Here is a 15,591-nt window from a genome sequence, read left to right on the forward strand (position 1 = left end):
GACCATCCGTCCAGCGGAACGCGCCCGGTCCGCACACCCTGTCGATGTCGGCGCGCCGGGCGGTGACACCCGGTCGTGCGCCGGCGGCACGGGCGTACGGGCGCCGGGCACGGGCGCGGCCCCGGGCACGGGCCCGGGGCCGCGGGAGGCGGTTGACGGAGGGTCAGCCGTCGAGCGAGGTCATGACGTGCTTGATGCGCGTGTAGTCCTCGAAGCCGTACGCGGAGAGGTCCTTGCCGTAGCCGGACTTCTTGAAGCCGCCGTGCGGCATCTCGGCGACGAGCGGGATGTGGGTGTTGATCCACACGCAGCCGAAGTCGAGGGCCTTGGACATCCGCATGGCGCGGGCGTGGTCCTTGGTCCACACCGAGGAGGCCAGGGCGTACTCCACGCCGTTGGCGTACTCCACGGCCTGGGCCTCGTCCGTGAACTTCTGCACGGTGATGACCGGGCCGAAGACCTCGTTCTGGACGATCTCGTCGTCCTGCTTCAGGCCGGAGACGACGGTCGGGGCGTAGAAGTAGCCCTTGTCGCCGACCCGGTGGCCGCCCGCCTCGACCCTGGCGTGGGCGGGGAGCCGCTCGATGAAGCCGCTGACCTGCTTGAGCTGGTTGGCGTTGTTGAGCGGGCCGTACAGCACGTCCTCGTCGTCCGGCCCGCCGGTCTTCGTGCCGGACGCGGCCTCGGCGAGGGCGGCGACGAACTCGTCGTGGATGGACTCGTGGACCAGGACTCGGGTCGCGGCCGTGCAGTCCTGGCCGGCGTTGAAGTAGCCGGCGACGGAGATGCCCTCGACGGCCTTGGCGATGTCGGTGTCCTCGAAGACGACGACGGGGGCCTTGCCGCCGAGCTCCAGGTGGACCCGCTTGACGTCCTTGGCGGCGGACTCCGCCACCTGCATGCCGGCCCGCACCGAACCGGTGATGGAGGCCATCGCCGGGGTCGGGTGCTCGACCATCGCGCGGCCGGTGTCGCGGTCGCCGCAGACGACGTTGAAGACGCCCTTGGGGAGGATCTGCCCGATGATCTCGGCGATCAGCACGGTCGACGCCGGGGTGGTGTCGGACGGCTTGATGACGACGGTGTTGCCCGCGGCGAGCGCCGGGGCGAACTTCCAGACGGCCATCATCATCGGGTAGTTCCATGGCGCGACCTGCGCGCAGACGCCGACCGGCTCGCGCCGGACGATGGAGGTGAGGCCCTCCATGTACTCACCGGCGGAGCGGCCCTCCAGCAGCCGCGCCGCGCCCGCGAAGAAGCGGATCTGGTCCACCATCGGCGGGAGCTCCTCGGTGCGGGTGAGCTCGACCGGCTTGCCCGTGTTCTCCGACTCGGCCGCGATGAGGTCCTCGGCGCGCTCCTCGAAGGCGTCCGCGATCTTCAGCAGGGCCTTCTGGCGCTCGGCGGGCGTGGTGTCGCGCCAGGCGGGGAAGGCCGCGGCGGCGGCCTCCATCGCGGCGTCGACGTCGGCCTGGCCGGAGAGCGGCGAGGTCGCGTAGACCTCCTCGGTGACCGGGTTGATCACATCGATGGTCCGCCCGTCAGCGGCGTCCCGGAACTCTCCGTTGATGTAGTTGCGCAGACGGCGCACCTCGGTGGTCACAACCACCCCTCCTGTCGACACACGTCAATGGGTGAGATGTCCAGCCTAGACGCTCAGGTGTCGCTTTCGACATGCCTAACCGCCGGGAACTTCGGATTCAGTGAGATCTGAACCCCCAGACAACGAATTACATCGCTCTGGGGTTGCCAGACCGACGAGTACCGGTGCACAGTGGGGGCGTGGCCAGTCGCAGCGCAGACTCCAGGAACGGGAACGGGTCGTCCCCCACGGTCGACGCCGTCTCCCTCGCGATCATCGAGCAGCTCCAGGAGGACGGGCGTCGCCCGTACGCCGCGATAGGCAAGGCCGTCGGCCTGTCCGAGGCGGCCGTCAGGCAGCGCGTCCAGAAGCTGCTCGACCAGGGCGTGATGCAGATCGTCGCCGTCACCGACCCCCTCACCGTGGGGTTCCGGCGTCAGGCGATGGTCGGCATCACCGTCGAAGGCGACCTCGACCCGGTGGCCGAGGCGCTGTCGGCGATGGCCGAGTGCGAGTACGTGGTGATGACCGCGGGCTCCTTCGACCTGATGGTGGAGATCGTCTGCGAGGACGACGACCACCTGCTGGAAACGATCAACAAACGCATCCGGGCCATCCCCGGCGTGCGCTCCACCGAGAGCTTCGTCTACCTGAAGCTGAAGAAGCAGACCTATATGTGGGGAACCCGATAGCCGTGAGCAAGGACCTCAGCCGAACCGCGTACGACCACCTGTGGATGCACTTCACCCGCATGTCGGACTACGAGAACGCGCCCGTTCCCACCATCGTGCGGGGTGAGGGCACCTACATCTTCGACGACCAGGGCAAGCGCTACCTCGACGGCCTCTCCGGCCTGTTCGTGGTCAACGCCGGTCACGGCCGTCACGAGCTCGCCGAGGCGGCCTACAAGCAGGGCCAGGAGCTGGGCTTCTTCCCGGTCTGGTCCTACGCCCACCCCAAGGCCGTGGAGCTGGCCGACCGCCTCGCCGACTACGCGCCGGGCGACCTCAACAAGGTCTTCTTCACCACCGGCGGCGGCGAGGCGGTGGAGACCGCCTGGAAGCTCGCCAAGCAGTACTTCAAGCTCCAGGGCAAGCCGACCAAGTACAAGGTCATCTCGCGCGCGGTCGCCTACCACGGCACCCCGCAGGGCGCTCTGTCGATCACCGGCCTGCCGGCCCTGAAGGCCCCCTTCGAGCCGCTGGTCCCCGGCGCGCACAAGGTCCCCAACACCAACATCTACCGCGCCCCGATCCACGGCGACGACCCGGTGGCCTTCGGCCGCTGGGCCGCCGACCAGATCGAGCAGCAGATCCTCTTCGAGGGCCCGGACACCGTCGCCGCGGTCTTCCTGGAGCCGGTGCAGAACGCCGGCGGCTGCTTCCCGCCGCCGCCCGGATACTTCCAGCGCGTGCGCGAGATCTGCGACAAGTACGACGTGCTGCTCGTCTCCGACGAGGTCATCTGCGCCTTCGGCCGCCTGGGCACCATGTTCGCCTGTGACAAGTTCGGCTACGTGCCGGACATGATCACCTGCGCCAAGGGCATGACCTCGGGCTACTCCCCCATCGGCGCCTGCATCGTCTCGGACCGGATCGCCGCGCCGTTCTACGAGGACGGCAACACCTTCCTCCACGGCTACACCTTCGGTGGCCACCCGGTGTCCGCCGCGGTCGCGCTGGCCAACCTCGACATCTTCGAGCGCGAGGGCCTCAACCAGCACGTCCTGGACAACGAGAACGCCTTCCACACCACGCTGCAGAAGCTGCTCGACCTGCCGATCGTCGGCGACGTCCGCGGCAACGGCTACTTCTACGGCATCGAACTGGTGAAGGACAAGGCCACCAAGGAGACCTTCAGCGACGAGGAGACCGAGCGCGTCCTGTACGGGTTCCTCTCCAAGGCGCTGTACGACAACGGTCTGTACTGCCGGGCCGACGACCGCGGCGACCCGGTCGTCCAGCTCGCGCCGCCGCTGATCTCCGACCAGTCGACGTTCGACGAGATCGAGGGAATCCTGCGCAACGTCCTGACGCAGGCGTGGGCCAAGCTCTGATCCACGGTCCGACCGGACCGGCCGGCCACGGACCGGCCGTCCGGCGGAAGGCGGCCGCCCCGAGCGGTCCATGAACGACGGCCCGGGTGCCCCCATTCGAGTGGGAAGGGGGGTGCCCGGGCCGTGTGCTGTGCCCAGACCCCGGTTCGGGTCCCTACGGTGCCGAGTGACCGATCGGCCCCCTCTTCGTTCCCCCGTACGGGGGAACGGGAACTACGACCTGAACCGAGGTGTACGCCATGGTGGCCCCGCCGGACAACGACGTGATCTGGGCGCGTTCCCTGCATCACTCCCACAACGGCTCGCCCGCGCTCGCCGGAGTCTCCATGGGCGTCCGCGACGGCGAGATCCTCGCCGTGACCGGTCCCCGGGGCAGCGGCAAGACGACCCTGCTGCACTGCCTGTCCGGCCAGGTCGTGCCCGAACAGGGCGAGGTGTGGTTCAACAGCTCCCCCGTCCACACCATGGGCCCCCGGCTGCGCGAACGGCTGCGCCGGGACCGGTTCGGCTGGATCGCCCCCGAGCCGCGGCTCGTCCCGGAGCTGAACGCCTGGGAGAACGTGGCGCTCCCGCTGCTGCTGCGCGGCGCCTCCCACCGGGAGGCGAAGAAGACCGGCCTGGAGTGGCTGGAGCGGCTCGACATCGGCGCCTGCGCCGGACAGCGGCCGCACACCCTGCTCCAGGGGGAACGCCAGCGGATCGCCGTGGCCCGCGCCCTCGTCGGCTCACCGACCGTGATCTTCGCCGACGAGCCGACCGCGACCCTGCACCGCACCGACCGGAACCATGTGCTGCGCACCCTCGCCAGCGCCGCCCGGTCGCACCGCATCACCGTGGTCCTCGCCACCCACGACCCCGAGGTCGCCGCCCTGGCCGACCGCACGGTCCCGCTGCTGGACGGCCGCCGCGTCGCCACCGTCGCCCTGCCCGCCGTATCCGATGCGGAGGGCCGCGCGGCGTGCTCGCTCTCCGTCTAGCCCGGGGCTCCCATCCGCTGGTCCTGCTGCGGAGGCTGCTGGTCGCGGCCGCCTCCGCCGGGGTCGGCTTCCTGCTGCTGTGCGCCCTGGGCTACGCGTCGGGGCATCCGGACCAGTCCGCCGGGGCCGTGCTGCGACTGTTGTGGTGCCTCGTGCCGCTCGCCGCCACCGTGCAGTTCGCCGTCGCGGTGGCCCGTACGGATCCCAGCACCCGGCCGCGTTCCGGACTGTCCGCGGTGGGCCTGGGGCCGGTGCGGCTCACGGTGCTGGCCGCCGTCTCCACCGCCCTGTCCTGCGCGCTCGGGTCGACGGTGGCGCTGCTGGTCTTCCTGCACCTGCGCGGCGACCTGTCCGGGCTGCCCTTCGACGGCGCCGCGGCCGGGCTGCTCGACGCGAAGTCCCCGCTGCCCGTGATGGCCGTGCTGGTGCTGCTGGCCGTGGTCCCGGTGTCCGCGGCGGTCGCGAGCGGGCTGGCGCTGCGCGTCAGGCCGCTCATGGTCCAGGGGCCGGAGGAGGGCTCCTCGGACGGCCCCCGGGAGGAGCACCCCGTTCCGGCGAAACCCCCGTCCGGGCTGCCGTGGGGGGTGGCCCTGACCGCGGTCGGCCTCGCCGTCGAGGCGTACATGAGCCGGGGCGACGGGCAGAGCCTGCTCCCGCTCCCCGGCCGGCTCGCGGACAGCCCGGCCGGGGTGCTGGCGGGGTGGACGCTGACGGCGGTCGGCCTGGCCGTGGCGGGCCCCGGCCTGGCGTACCACTGCGGCCGGCTGCTCCAGGCGGCGCGCCCCGGGGCGGTGCGGCTGCTGGCCGGGCGGGTGCTGATGGACGAGGCGCGCCGGATCGGCGGCCCGCTCGGCGTGGTGTGCGCGGTGCTCTCCGCGGTGGTCGCCGCGTACGCGATGTACGGCACGGGGCCGCGCCCGTTCGGCCCGCTCACGTCGCTGGGCGCGGTGCTGGTCCTCGGCTGCGCGACGGCGACGCTGCTGACCTCGGCGCTGGGGGCGCGGCAGGACCGGGCGGGGACGGCGCGGGCGCTGCGCCGGCTCGGCGCCCCGGTCTCGGCGCTGCGGTGTGCGACGGCGCTGCGCGCCGCCGTGCTGGTGCTCGTGTTCGCGCCACTGACCTGGCTGATCGCCGCGCTCGCGGCGTTGCCGCTGACGAGCTGAGACCACCGCGCGGACCACCGGCGTCCGGCCCTCCGGCCGATCGGTGGCCCGCGCGTCACCGCTCGGCGGGCAGCACCACGCACTCCGCCGCGTCGAAGCGGGCTCCGACCGCCGCGCCCTCCCGGGGGGCGTCCCGCGGCGCGCACTCCGCCTCCAGTTCCGGGCCGCGCTCCGGCACCAGCCGCACGGCGACCCGGTCGCCCCGGAAGACGCACGCCCCGACCGTGCAGCGCAGCCCCTCGCCGGGGTCGCCGATCCGCACCCCGGCCGGGCGCACCAACAGGTCGTGATCCCCCTGCGGGGAGCCGCCGGGCACCGGCACCGCGCCCCACGCCGTGTCGGCGGACGCGCCGGACACGGTCGCCGGCACCACGTTGTCGAAGCCGAGGAACCGGGCGACGAACGCGGAGGCGGGCCGCTGCCAGACCTCCAGCGGCGTGCCGGTCTGGGCGATCCGCCCGTCCCGCATCACCACCACCCGGTCGGCCAGCGCGAACGCCTCGCCCTGGTCGTGCGTGACCGCCAGCACCGTCGTGCCCAACCGCCCGAAGAGCGCGCGCAGTTCGGTCACCAGGCGTTCGCGCAGCCCCCGGTCGAGCTGACCGAGCGGCTCGTCCAGCATCAGCAGCCGGGGGCTGGGGGCCAGCGCCCGTGCGAGGGCCACCCGCTGCTGCTCCCCGCCGGACAGCGCGGCGACGGCCCGCCGCTCGGCGCCGGGCAGGCCCACCAGGTCCAGGAGTTCGCCGACCCGGCGCTCCCGGTCGTGCCTCGGCATACCGCGCATCCGCAGCCCGAAGGCGACATTGGCGCCGACGTCCCGGTGCGGGAAGAGCTGGTGGTCCTGGAACATCAGGCCGAGCCCGCGCCGGTGCACCGGCACCCCCGCCTGGTCCGCCCCGTCCAGCAGCACCCGCCCGCCGTCCGGCGCCCGCAGCCCGGCGACGACCCGCAGCAGGGTCGACTTGCCGCTGCCGCTGGGCCCCAGCACGCAGACGGTCTCATGCGCGGCGACCTCCAGGTCCACCCGGTCCAGCGCCGCCCGCGCGCCGAAGCGGACCGTGGCCGACTCCAGTCTCAGCATCGTCAGAACTCCCCGGACCGGTCGGTGCGAATACGTTCGAGCAGCAGCAGCGACACCGCGCACACCGCCATCAGCAGGGTGCTGAGGGCCATCGCCTGCCCGTAGTTGAGCTCCCCGGCGCGGCCCAGCAGCCGGGCCACGGCGACCGGCAGCGTCGGCCGGTCGGGCCGCGCGATGAACACCGTCGCGCCGAACTCCCCCAGCGACACGGCGAACGCGAACCCGGCCGCGACCAGCAGCGCCCGCCGCACCAGCGGGAGATCGACCTCCCGCCAGACCCGCAGCGGCGACGCCCCGAGCACGGCGGCCGCCTCCCGCAGCCGCCCGTCCACCGCGCGCAGCACCGGCAGCATGGTCCGTACGACGAAGGGCACCCCGACCAGCGCCTGGGCCAGCGGCACCAGGATCCAGGACGTCCGCAGGTCGAGCGGCGGCTTGTCCAGGGTGATCAGGAAGCCGAAGCCGACGGTGACCGCGGACACCCCGAGCGGCAGCATCAGCAGCGCGTCGAGGCCCCGGACCAGCCGCCCCGCGCGCCGGGTCAGCGCGGCGGCGGCCAGCCCGCCGACGACCAGCGCGATCACGGTCGCGACCAGCGCGTACCGCAGGGAGTTGCCGATCGCTTCGAGCGGTGCGACCAGGAAGGCGCCGCCGCCCGCGTCCACGGACCCCAGGGCACGGTAGTAGTCGAGGCCGTGGCCGCCGGGGGTGTCCAGCGAGCGTTCGACCAGGACGCCGAGGGGCAGCAGGATCAGCAGCAGCACGCTGAGCAGCACCCCGCCCAGCAGCGCCCACTGCCCGGCGCCGTGCGGCCTGCGGGCGGTCTGCGCCGGATCGACCAGCCTCAACGCGGTCTCCCGGCGGCGCACGGTCCAGGCGTGCACGGCGAGGATCGCGCCCACCGCGGCGAACTGCGTCAGGGTCAGCACGGCGGCCGTCGGCAGGGCGAGGAACTGGGCGGTCTGCCGGTAGATCTCCACCTCCAGGGTGGCGAACCCGGGACCGCCGAGGATCTGCACCACTCCGAAGGAGGTGAAGGTGAAGAGGAAGACCATCAGCGCGGCCGCGGCCACGGCGGGCGCGAGGGCCGGCAGGGTGACCCGTCGCCAGGCGGCGAACCGTCCGGCGCCCAGCACCCGCGCGGCCTCCTCCTGCCTCGGGTCCAGCTGCGCCCACAGCCCGCCGACGGTCCGCACCACCACCGCGTAGTTGAAGAAGACATGGGCCAGCAGAATCGCCCACACGGTGGTGTCGAGGCGTACGCCCCACAGCTCGTCGAGGAAGCCGCCGCGCCCGACCAGCGCCAGGAACGCCGTACCGACGACCACGGTCGGCAGCACGAACGGCACGGTGACGACCGCCCGCAGCAGCTGCTTGCCGGGGAAGTCGAACCGCGCGAAGACGTACGCCCCGGGCAGCGCGATCAGCAGGGTCAGCGCGGTCGAGGCCAGCGCCTGCCAGGTGGTGAACCAGAGGACCTCGCGGATCTCCGGACGGGCCAGCACCTCGCCGATCCGGCCGAGCCCCCAGACGCCGTCCGGCTTCAGGCCCCGGCCGACGATCGCGGTGACGGGGTAGGCGAAGAACACCGCGAAGAAGGCGACGGGCACGGCCATCAGGCACAGCCGCACCGCGCTCCCGCGCAGCGCCGCGGTGCGCGAGGCGCCCGCCGGCCCGGTCCGCGGGCGCGAACCGGCCCCGCCCGCGCCCGCCCCATCCGCGCCCGTCCCCTCCGCGAACGTCCCGTCCTCGGAAGTCCCGTTCGCGGGGGTCCCGTTCGCGGGGGCTCCCTTCGCGGAGGTCCCCTTCGCGGAGGTCCCGTTCGCGGGGGTCCCGGCTACTTCACGACGAGCGAGGACCACGACTGGACCCACTGCTCACGGTTCTTGGCGATCAGGTCCGGGGCGACGGTCGTCGGCTTGTCCACGGTCGCGCCGAACTTCGTGAAGAGCTCCGGCAGTTCCGCGTCGCCGACGACCGGGTTCACGAACATGTTGAGCGGCATGTCCTCCTGGAACTCCTTGCTGATCAGGAAGTCCAGCAGGGCCTTGCCGCCCGCCTCGTTCTTCGCGCCCTTCAGCAGCCCCGCGAACTCGATCTGCCGGAAGCAGGTCCCGGTGGCGACCCCGGTCGGGGCCTCGGCCGGCTGCGGCTTCGCGTACAGCACCTCGACCGGCGGGCTGGAGGCGTACGAGACGACGAGGGGCCGGTCGGCCTTGGCCTTCCTGCCGCCCGCGGAACCGGAGAACTCCTCGTTGTACGCCTGCTCCCAGCCGTCGACGACCTTGACGCCGTTGGCCTTCAGCTTCTTCCAGTAGTCCTGGTAGCCCTTCTCCCCGTAGACGCCGACGGTGCCGAGGAGGAAGCCCAGACCGGGCGAGGAGGTCGCCGCGTTCTCGGTGACCAGCAGGTTCTTGTACGCGGGCTTCGCGAGGTCGTCGAAGGTGCGCGGCGGGTCCAGCTTCTTGTCCGCGAAGTACTTCTTGTCGTAGTTGACGCAGATGTCGCCGGTGTCGACCGGGGTGACCCGGTGCTCCGGGTCCAGCCGGGTGCCGGCCGCGGCCCGGTCGAGGCCCTTCGCCTCGTAGGGGGTGAAGAGCCCGCTGTCGAGCGCGCGGGAGAGCAGGGTGTTGTCGACGCCGAAGAACACGTCGCCGCGCGGCGAGCCCTTGGTCAGGATCTCCTGGTTGAGCGCGACGCCCGCGTCGCCGCTCTTCAGGACCTTGACGGTGTAGCCGGTCCGCCGGGTGAACTCCTTCAGCACCGCGTCGGAGGCGTTGAAGGAGTCGTGGCTGACCAGGGTCACGGTCTTGGAGCCCGGGCCCTTCGAGCCGCCGGAGCCGGAGGCCCCCTCGTCGGAGCTCCCGCATCCGGCGAGGGCGGTGACGCCGAGCGCGGCGACGACGGCCGCGGCCGCGAGCCGGCCGGTCCTGCGCGTGATGCTCATATGGATTCCTCCTGGGTTTTGGCCAGGAAGAGACGCGGCCCCGCCCGCGGAAAGCGGGCAGGGCGCAACAGCAAGAGTTGATGACCGAACTTCCTACCCGGAATGACCCGGGCGAGGTTCAGAGGGTCTGCGGACGACCGGTCCCCCGGTGCCGCACTCTCAGCGCTGTGGCGCTCCCCTGTCGGAATATGAAATTGGCTTCCGGCCCAGGCTACACGGGCCGCTCGGCCGGGTCGCCGGGGCCTCGGCGCCCGGTCGCTCCGGGGGCGTCCGCACCCGGCCGGCGCCGACCGGGCCCGACGGCCCGCCGGGCGCTCAGCGCTCGGCCGCCGCCAACTGGCCGCAGGCCCCGTCGATCTCCTGGCCCCGGGTGTCCCGCACGGTCACCGGCACCCCGTGCGCCGCGACGGCCTCGACGAACGCCCGCTCGTCCTCCGGGCGGGAGGCGGTCCACTTGGAGCCGGGCGTCGGGTTCAGCGGGATGAGGTTGACGTGCACCCGCTTGCCCTTGAGCAGCCGGCCGAGCAGGTCGCCGCGCCACGCCTGGTCGTTGATGCCCCGGATCAGGGCGTACTCGATGGAGACCCGGCGGCCGGACTTCTCCGCGTACTCCCACGCGGCGTCCAGCACCTCGCGCACCTTCCACCGGGTGTTGACCGGGACGAGGGTGTCGCGCAGCTCGTCGTCCGGCGCGTGCAGCGAGACGGCGAGGCGGCACTTGAAGCCCTCGTCGGCGAAGCGCAGCATCGCGGGCACCAGCCCGACGGTGGACACCGTGATGCCCCGCTGGGAGAGCCCCAGTCCGTCCGGCTCCGGATCGGTCAGCCGGCGGATCGCGCCGACCACCCGGTTGTAGTTGGCCAGCGGCTCGCCCATGCCCATGAAGACGATGTTGGACAGCCGCGCCGGGCCCCCGGGGACCTCCCCGTCGCGCAGCGCGCGCATGCCGTCCACGATCTGGTGGACGATCTCGGCGGTCGACAGATTGCGGTCGAGACCGGCCTGCCCGGTGGCGCAGAACGGGCAGTTCATCCCGCACCCGGCCTGTGACGAGATGCACATCGTCACCCGCTCCGGATAGCGCATCAGGACGGACTCGACGAGGGTCCCGTCGTGCAGCCGCCACAGCGTCTTGCGGGTGGTGTCGTCGTCGCAGCTGATGTGACGGACCACGGACATCAGCTCGGGGAACATCGCCTCCGCGAGCTTCTCCCGCGAGGCGGCCGGGATGTTGGTCCACTCCGCCGGGTCGTGCGCATACCGCGAGAAGTAGTGCTGCGAGAGCTGCTGCGCGCGGAACGGCTTCTCGCCGGTCGCGGCGACCGCCTCCTTGCGCTCGGCGGGCGTGAGGTCGGCGAGGTGCCGCGGGGGCTTCTTGGCTCCGCGCGGCGCGACGAAAGTGAGTTCTCCGGGCTTAGGCATGGTCCGTCCAGTGTCGCAGACACGCCGATGTGCACCGGGCCGTCGCCCAGCTCAGCGGCCACCAGGGCCGGGGCGGTGGGGGTCGTTGAAGGTGGTTGAGGGTCGTCGTCGGCGGCCCTCCGACGGCCCACAGACGGCCCAGCACCATGGCTTCGCCCGCAGGTCAGGGGTGTCAGTCGACGCTGCTGGCGGGGACCGTGCCGACGGCCAAGAGGTGCGAGCTGGCGGCAAGGAGTTCCGGGTACGGCTCAGCCATGCGGGCCGCGTCCATGGCTGAGGCGATCAACTCATCCGTGGGACCTTCGCCTGGCTGCTGTTCCGCCGCCTTCACCAACGACCAGGCGGGGCCCTCGATGCCGAAGACCTGAACGTCCTCCAGCCCAGAGGCGACTAGCTCCGTCACCAGCTCTTCGGCCCGGTGGAAGTACGACAGGGTGAACCCTCGTGCGCCGTCGTAAACCGCCGTCTCCAGAATCTTGGAAACGGAATTATGGATGCGCTCGGTGTGCAGGTGAGCGTACGTAACGTGCTCGAAAAGCGACGCATATCGATTGATCGCAGCGGCGGCGACCAGCCCGCCGGGCTTGGCCACACGGAAGGCTTCCGCCAGAGCCTGGTGCCGGTCTGCGGGGTCGGGTAGGTGGTAGAGCGGCCCGAGGAGCTGCACGACGTCGAAGCTGCCGTCCGGCTCGGGCAGGTCGCGCGCGTCCCCGACAACCGCCGGACACACCGCCGACGCGGCCTCGACATGACGGGGCACCGGGTCCACCAAAGCGACGTCGTAGCCGTCCTTCACGAGCCATTCAGCGTGAATCCCGGTCCCCCCGCCCACGTCGAGCACACGCGCTGGCGCGGGGGGCAGAAAGCGCCGGAGGAGTTCTTGGGTCCTGACCAATTCCATCCGTCCGTCTGCCGAGCTGCGCAGACGACTGTCCTCGTTGACCGTCTCGCCATAGAACCGCATCACGGAGGGAGCCAATTCGAAAGTCGACATGGTCGCAGTATCGTGTGTACCGGTGGACCAGTCCAGCGCAGGAAATAGGGGAAGCCATGGCAGTCCTGAAGTACGAAGAGATCGCAGAGTTCCTGCGCGCCCGCATTGCCGCTGGCGAGATCGCGCCCGGGGCCACGATCCCGTCGGGCCGCGAGCTGGCCGAGCAGTGGGGTGTGTCACGAGCCACCGCCATCAAGGCCGTCGACGTGCTACGTAACGACGGCGTGGTCGTGGCCAAGCAGGGAACCGGATTCGTCGTCACGGAGACGCCCGTGGCACGCCCCGCCGGCGCCCGCCGTGCAGGGTCGGCGCGCATCCTGGGCGGGATGCCGTTCCTGCGCGTCGGTGAACCCGACTGGGCGGAACCCCCTGCCCGTGTCGCCACCACACTCGGACTCTCCCCCGGAACGAAGGCACTCCGGCGCGTTCGCATCCTCCAGCTCCCGGACGGGACGCCGAACAGTTGCGTTGAGGCCTGGTTCCCCCCTGAGATCGCAGAGGCATCACCGCGACTTGCCGACACAGCCCCGATCGCCGAGGGGACGACGCGCTACGTCAGGCGTCAGACTGGACGAGGTCCGGCCGAGGGGGTGGACGTGACCACCGTGCGCCTCGCCACAGAGGTGGAGGCAGACCGCCTGAGTGTGCCGCCGAATACGCCGGTAGCCGTACTGCTGCACACGGCGTACGACGAGCAGGGCCGCCCGCTGGTCTGCGAGGAAGGTGTCACGCCATCCTCGCTCTTCGAGCAGGTGGACACCTACGCGATGTAGGTCAACGAACCTAGGGGCTGGACCGGTCCACCGGTCCAGCTTTTTTTAGTGCCTCAAAGGCGCCTCCCCACCTGGAAATATGCACCCACAGAGAGCGTCGCGAGCAAACTCGCGGCTTGACTGGACCGGTCCACCGGTCCAGTCTCTTGTTGTGGCCACCGCCCGATCCGGAACTTCCGGAGAAGGTCGATTCCGCCATGTCGAGAGGGCCTTCTTTGGGCTGCTCGAACTGCACGACCCAGGAGCCCCGCGTTGGTCGGGGGGAGGCGACCCGGCGCCTTGTCATTCACCGGAGGGTTCGAGGCCGAAAGGCCACGTCTCCATACACCTTCGCCGGGGTCGCTCTGCGGCCCCGTAAGGAGACATCTGCAACACCTGCACATGTCCGATCCGCTCCGGGAGGTTGATTTGTACCGACGAAGACTCTGGGCGCCAATCGTGCTGGACCGGCACTGCGGCTACGCCCTTTGCGTCTGCCTGATCCGCCGCTGAGCGCACCGGGATAGCCGGTGATTCGCGGGTTCGGGTCACCTTCGCAGCGGTTGCTGCGCCGATTGCCTCCTCCGCCCGTCCAGCCCTTCGCGGCGCTGTACGGGCGGGGTTGAGGGGAGTCGGAGTCCCCCGGTTCCAAACGAGTGCGCCGCCCGGAGGGGCTACTCCGGGCGGCGCTGAACAGGTACCCCTGGGAGGTCCCTGTGTTGACGAGTCTGACAGATGCGGAGAGGGACGAGTTGTCCCGTAAGAACGCCGAGCAGAACAAGCGCAGCGAGGACGACGCGCGGGCACGGGGTCGGGGCTGATGGCTACCGCCTCAGCGTTCGCCGCCGTGTTCGTTGCCCTGTTCGTCGCTCACAGCGTGGGGGACCACTGGGTGCAGACGTCCTGCCAGTCCGTGGACAAGGGCAAGCCCGGTTGGACTGGCCGTCTGGCCGGTGCCCGCCACGTCGCGACCCTGACCGCCACCAAGCTCGCCCTGCTCCTGCCCGTGGCCGCGCTGCTGGGCCTGCACCTGTCCCTGCTGGGCCTGGTCGCGGGTCTGGGTGTGGACGCGGTGACGCACTGGTGGGCGGATCGCCGCAGCACCCTCGCCTGGCTGGCCAAGGTCACCGGCAAGACCCAGTTCTACAGGCTTGGTGCCCCGCGCGCCGGCCACGACGACAACCCGCACATCGGGACCGGCGCCTACGCCCTGGACCAGTCCTTCCACCACCTGTGGCTGCTGATCGCCTCGGTCCTCATCGCCACCGTCTGACCCGCACAGCCCATGAACGGCGCGCGGCCCCCGGGGCGCATCCCGGGGGCCGCATCGGGCCGTTCCTCTTCGAAGGGAGCACGACCCAATGAAGTCCATCGCTGCACGTCAGCGTGTCGTTACGTCCGTCGCGTCCGGGGGTGAGCCGTCGGACGCGGAGCTGGACGCGGTTGAGCGGGAGATGCCGCTGATCTTGGCGGAGGTCGACTTGCTCGACGTGGAGATCGCGGTGCTGGATCGTCCGGTCATGGCGCTGGACGAGCGGCGTATCCGGAGGGCCCGAAACCGGGTCCTGGCCGCCCGCCGCACCATCGCGAACCGCGCCGGTCTGGCGCAGGCGGGCGGTGCCGCGTGACCGCGTCGACGATGAGCCGTCTGTCCTCTGCAATCAAGGTCTTGGCGTCGCTGACGGAGCGGTTCTCTGATCTGCCGGCCGCCGACGCGTCGGTCTCCAGGATCTACCCCGACCGGGTGTCTCTGTCCGTCTACGACCTGGGCCAGTTCGAGACGTGGCGGTCCGCTCTGGGCGTCAGCCCCGCCGACGTGGTCCTGGGAACGGAGTTCGGGGGCGGCCCTCTGATGTGGTTGTGCGCCGACGCCGTCGTGGACGGTGTCGCCGTTCACCTGGTCGGCTACGGGCACGTCCCGGTGGATCGCTCCGAAGAGACCGCCGAGCCGCTCGTTTCGGCGGAGGTGGCCTGATGAGGACGCGACGAACTCTGAGCACTGCGCAGCGGGCCGTTCTGGCGGCTGCGTTCGTGCCGATGCTGGCGACCGGTGTCGCTGGTGGTGTGGGCACGTACAGCAACATCAGCCACGCGTACGGCTCGGGTACGGCGCTGGGCGCGGTGGCGGCCGGTGAGGGCGCGACCGCTGTTCTGGCTCTGGTGCTGCTCGGCCTGACGATGCTGGGCCAGTCCTCACCCCGGGTCATCCGAGTGGGGCTGTGGGCCCTGCCGGCCGCCGCGTCCGTCATGGCGGCCATGGCCGGTCCGGATGCTGGTCGCACCGTGATCTACGCGGTGACGCCGATGGGTATGTGTGTGTCGGCGGAAGGCATGGCGTTCCTGGCCCGCCGGATCGTCGTCCATACCGACGGCCGTGACGCCGAGGCGGAGGCCAGGGCCGCGGCGGTGGTCCAGGCGCTGGCCTATCACCGGGCCGTCGCCGCCAACCACCCCGACGCCAAGGTTCAGGAGGAGGCGGAGAAGCGCTCGTGGAAGCTGGCCCGCAGGGTCGGAGCCACGGACGCGACCCTGGCCCCGCGTCTGCTGGAGGTCCAGCGGGACCGTGTCGCGGACGGAGCCGACGCCGCCCTTGGTGCGATGTTCGCCGTCACGCCCC

General features: G+C 71.5%; 14 protein-coding genes and 1 pseudogene. 9 read left to right on the top strand and 6 right to left on the bottom strand.

All coding sequences use genetic code 11. The features are described 5' to 3' along the window. Positions 1-163 precede the first annotated feature (163 nt). Positions 164-1,603: a gamma-aminobutyraldehyde dehydrogenase gene (locus tag WA762_RS23960; RefSeq protein ID WP_335938234.1), complete on the bottom strand. Its 1,440-nt coding sequence runs from the start codon at positions 1,601-1,603 to the stop codon at positions 164-166. Between the two features lie 179 nt (positions 1,604-1,782). Between WA762_RS23960 and WA762_RS23965 the strand changes: the two genes are divergently transcribed. The 4 genes from WA762_RS23965 to WA762_RS23980 all read left to right on the top strand — a co-directional run bounded on the left by WA762_RS23965 (position 1,783) and on the right by WA762_RS23980 (position 5,778). Next, positions 1,783-2,274 (top strand): Lrp/AsnC family transcriptional regulator, encoded by a 492-nt coding sequence (locus tag WA762_RS23965; protein WP_335938236.1) that lies wholly within the window; start codon positions 1,783-1,785, stop codon positions 2,272-2,274. After that, the gene (locus WA762_RS23970; protein ID WP_335938237.1) at positions 2,259-3,638 is read left to right on the top strand and encodes an aspartate aminotransferase family protein; all 1,380 of its coding nucleotides are present in this window, start codon (positions 2,259-2,261) and stop codon (positions 3,636-3,638) included. Before WA762_RS23965 ends, WA762_RS23970 begins: the two co-directional genes overlap by 16 nt. A gap of 239 nt (positions 3,639-3,877) precedes the next feature. Continuing rightward, positions 3,878-4,615 carry an ABC transporter ATP-binding protein gene (locus WA762_RS23975; RefSeq protein ID WP_335938239.1) on the top strand — a complete coding sequence of 246 codons (738 nt, stop codon included), beginning with the start codon at positions 3,878-3,880 and terminating at the stop codon, positions 4,613-4,615. Then, the gene (locus WA762_RS23980) at positions 4,597-5,778 is read left to right on the top strand and encodes a hypothetical protein (RefSeq protein ID WP_335938240.1); all 1,182 of its coding nucleotides are present in this window, start codon (positions 4,597-4,599) and stop codon (positions 5,776-5,778) included. The genes WA762_RS23975 and WA762_RS23980 overlap by 19 nt, the downstream gene beginning before the upstream one ends. A 55-nt stretch (positions 5,779-5,833) precedes the next feature. On the opposite strand, the gene WA762_RS23985 is transcribed toward WA762_RS23980, so the two are convergent. From WA762_RS23985 to WA762_RS24005, 5 genes are all read right to left on the bottom strand, one after another. Beyond that, a complete protein-coding gene (locus WA762_RS23985) occupies positions 5,834-6,859 on the bottom strand; it encodes an ABC transporter ATP-binding protein (protein ID WP_335938241.1) in 1,026 nt (341 codons plus the stop codon). Between the two features lie 2 nt (positions 6,860-6,861). Then, positions 6,862-8,475 carry an ABC transporter permease gene (locus WA762_RS23990; protein ID WP_335938243.1) on the bottom strand — a complete coding sequence of 538 codons (1,614 nt, stop codon included), beginning with the start codon at positions 8,473-8,475 and terminating at the stop codon, positions 6,862-6,864. Between the two features lie 221 nt (positions 8,476-8,696). Further along, entirely contained in the window at positions 8,697-9,806 is a 1,110-nt protein-coding gene (locus tag WA762_RS23995) for a thiamine ABC transporter substrate-binding protein (RefSeq protein ID WP_335938245.1), read from the bottom strand. 315 nt (positions 9,807-10,121) lie between these two features. Beyond that, complete coding sequence (gene rlmN, locus WA762_RS24000; RefSeq protein ID WP_335938247.1) at positions 10,122-11,228, bottom strand: dual-specificity RNA methyltransferase RlmN; 1,107 nt, start codon at positions 11,226-11,228, stop codon at positions 10,122-10,124. A gap of 172 nt (positions 11,229-11,400) precedes the next feature. Then, positions 11,401-12,222, bottom strand: coding sequence for a class I SAM-dependent methyltransferase (locus tag WA762_RS24005; RefSeq protein ID WP_335938249.1), 822 nt, complete (start codon positions 12,220-12,222; stop codon positions 11,401-11,403). Positions 12,223-12,278: 56 nt separating this feature from the next. Between WA762_RS24005 and WA762_RS24010 the strand changes: the two genes are divergently transcribed. From WA762_RS24010 to WA762_RS24030, 5 genes and pseudogenes are all read left to right on the top strand, one after another. Next, positions 12,279-12,995, top strand: a complete 717-nt coding sequence (locus WA762_RS24010) for a GntR family transcriptional regulator (protein WP_335938251.1) — start codon at positions 12,279-12,281, stop codon at positions 12,993-12,995. Positions 12,996-13,794: 799 nt separating this feature from the next. After that, on the top strand, positions 13,795-14,247 hold the full coding sequence (locus WA762_RS24015) for a transcriptional regulator (protein WP_335938252.1): 453 nt from the start codon (positions 13,795-13,797) through the stop codon (positions 14,245-14,247). A gap of 88 nt (positions 14,248-14,335) precedes the next feature. Beyond that, on the top strand, positions 14,336-14,602 hold the full coding sequence (locus WA762_RS24020) for a DUF6284 family protein (protein WP_335938253.1): 267 nt from the start codon (positions 14,336-14,338) through the stop codon (positions 14,600-14,602). A gap of 41 nt (positions 14,603-14,643) precedes the next feature. Continuing rightward, positions 14,644-14,949 (top strand): hypothetical protein, encoded by a 306-nt coding sequence (locus WA762_RS24025; protein ID WP_335938254.1) that lies wholly within the window; start codon positions 14,644-14,646, stop codon positions 14,947-14,949. Beyond that, positions 14,949-15,591, top strand: a pseudogene (locus WA762_RS24030) (conjugal transfer protein); the annotation flags it as partial. The gene WA762_RS24025 and the pseudogene WA762_RS24030, both read left to right, overlap by 1 nt.

The sequence above is a fragment of the Streptomyces tyrfis genome (genome assembly GCF_037034285.1).
In the GTDB taxonomy this organism is placed as follows: Bacteria; Actinomycetota; Actinomycetes; order Streptomycetales; family Streptomycetaceae; genus Streptomyces.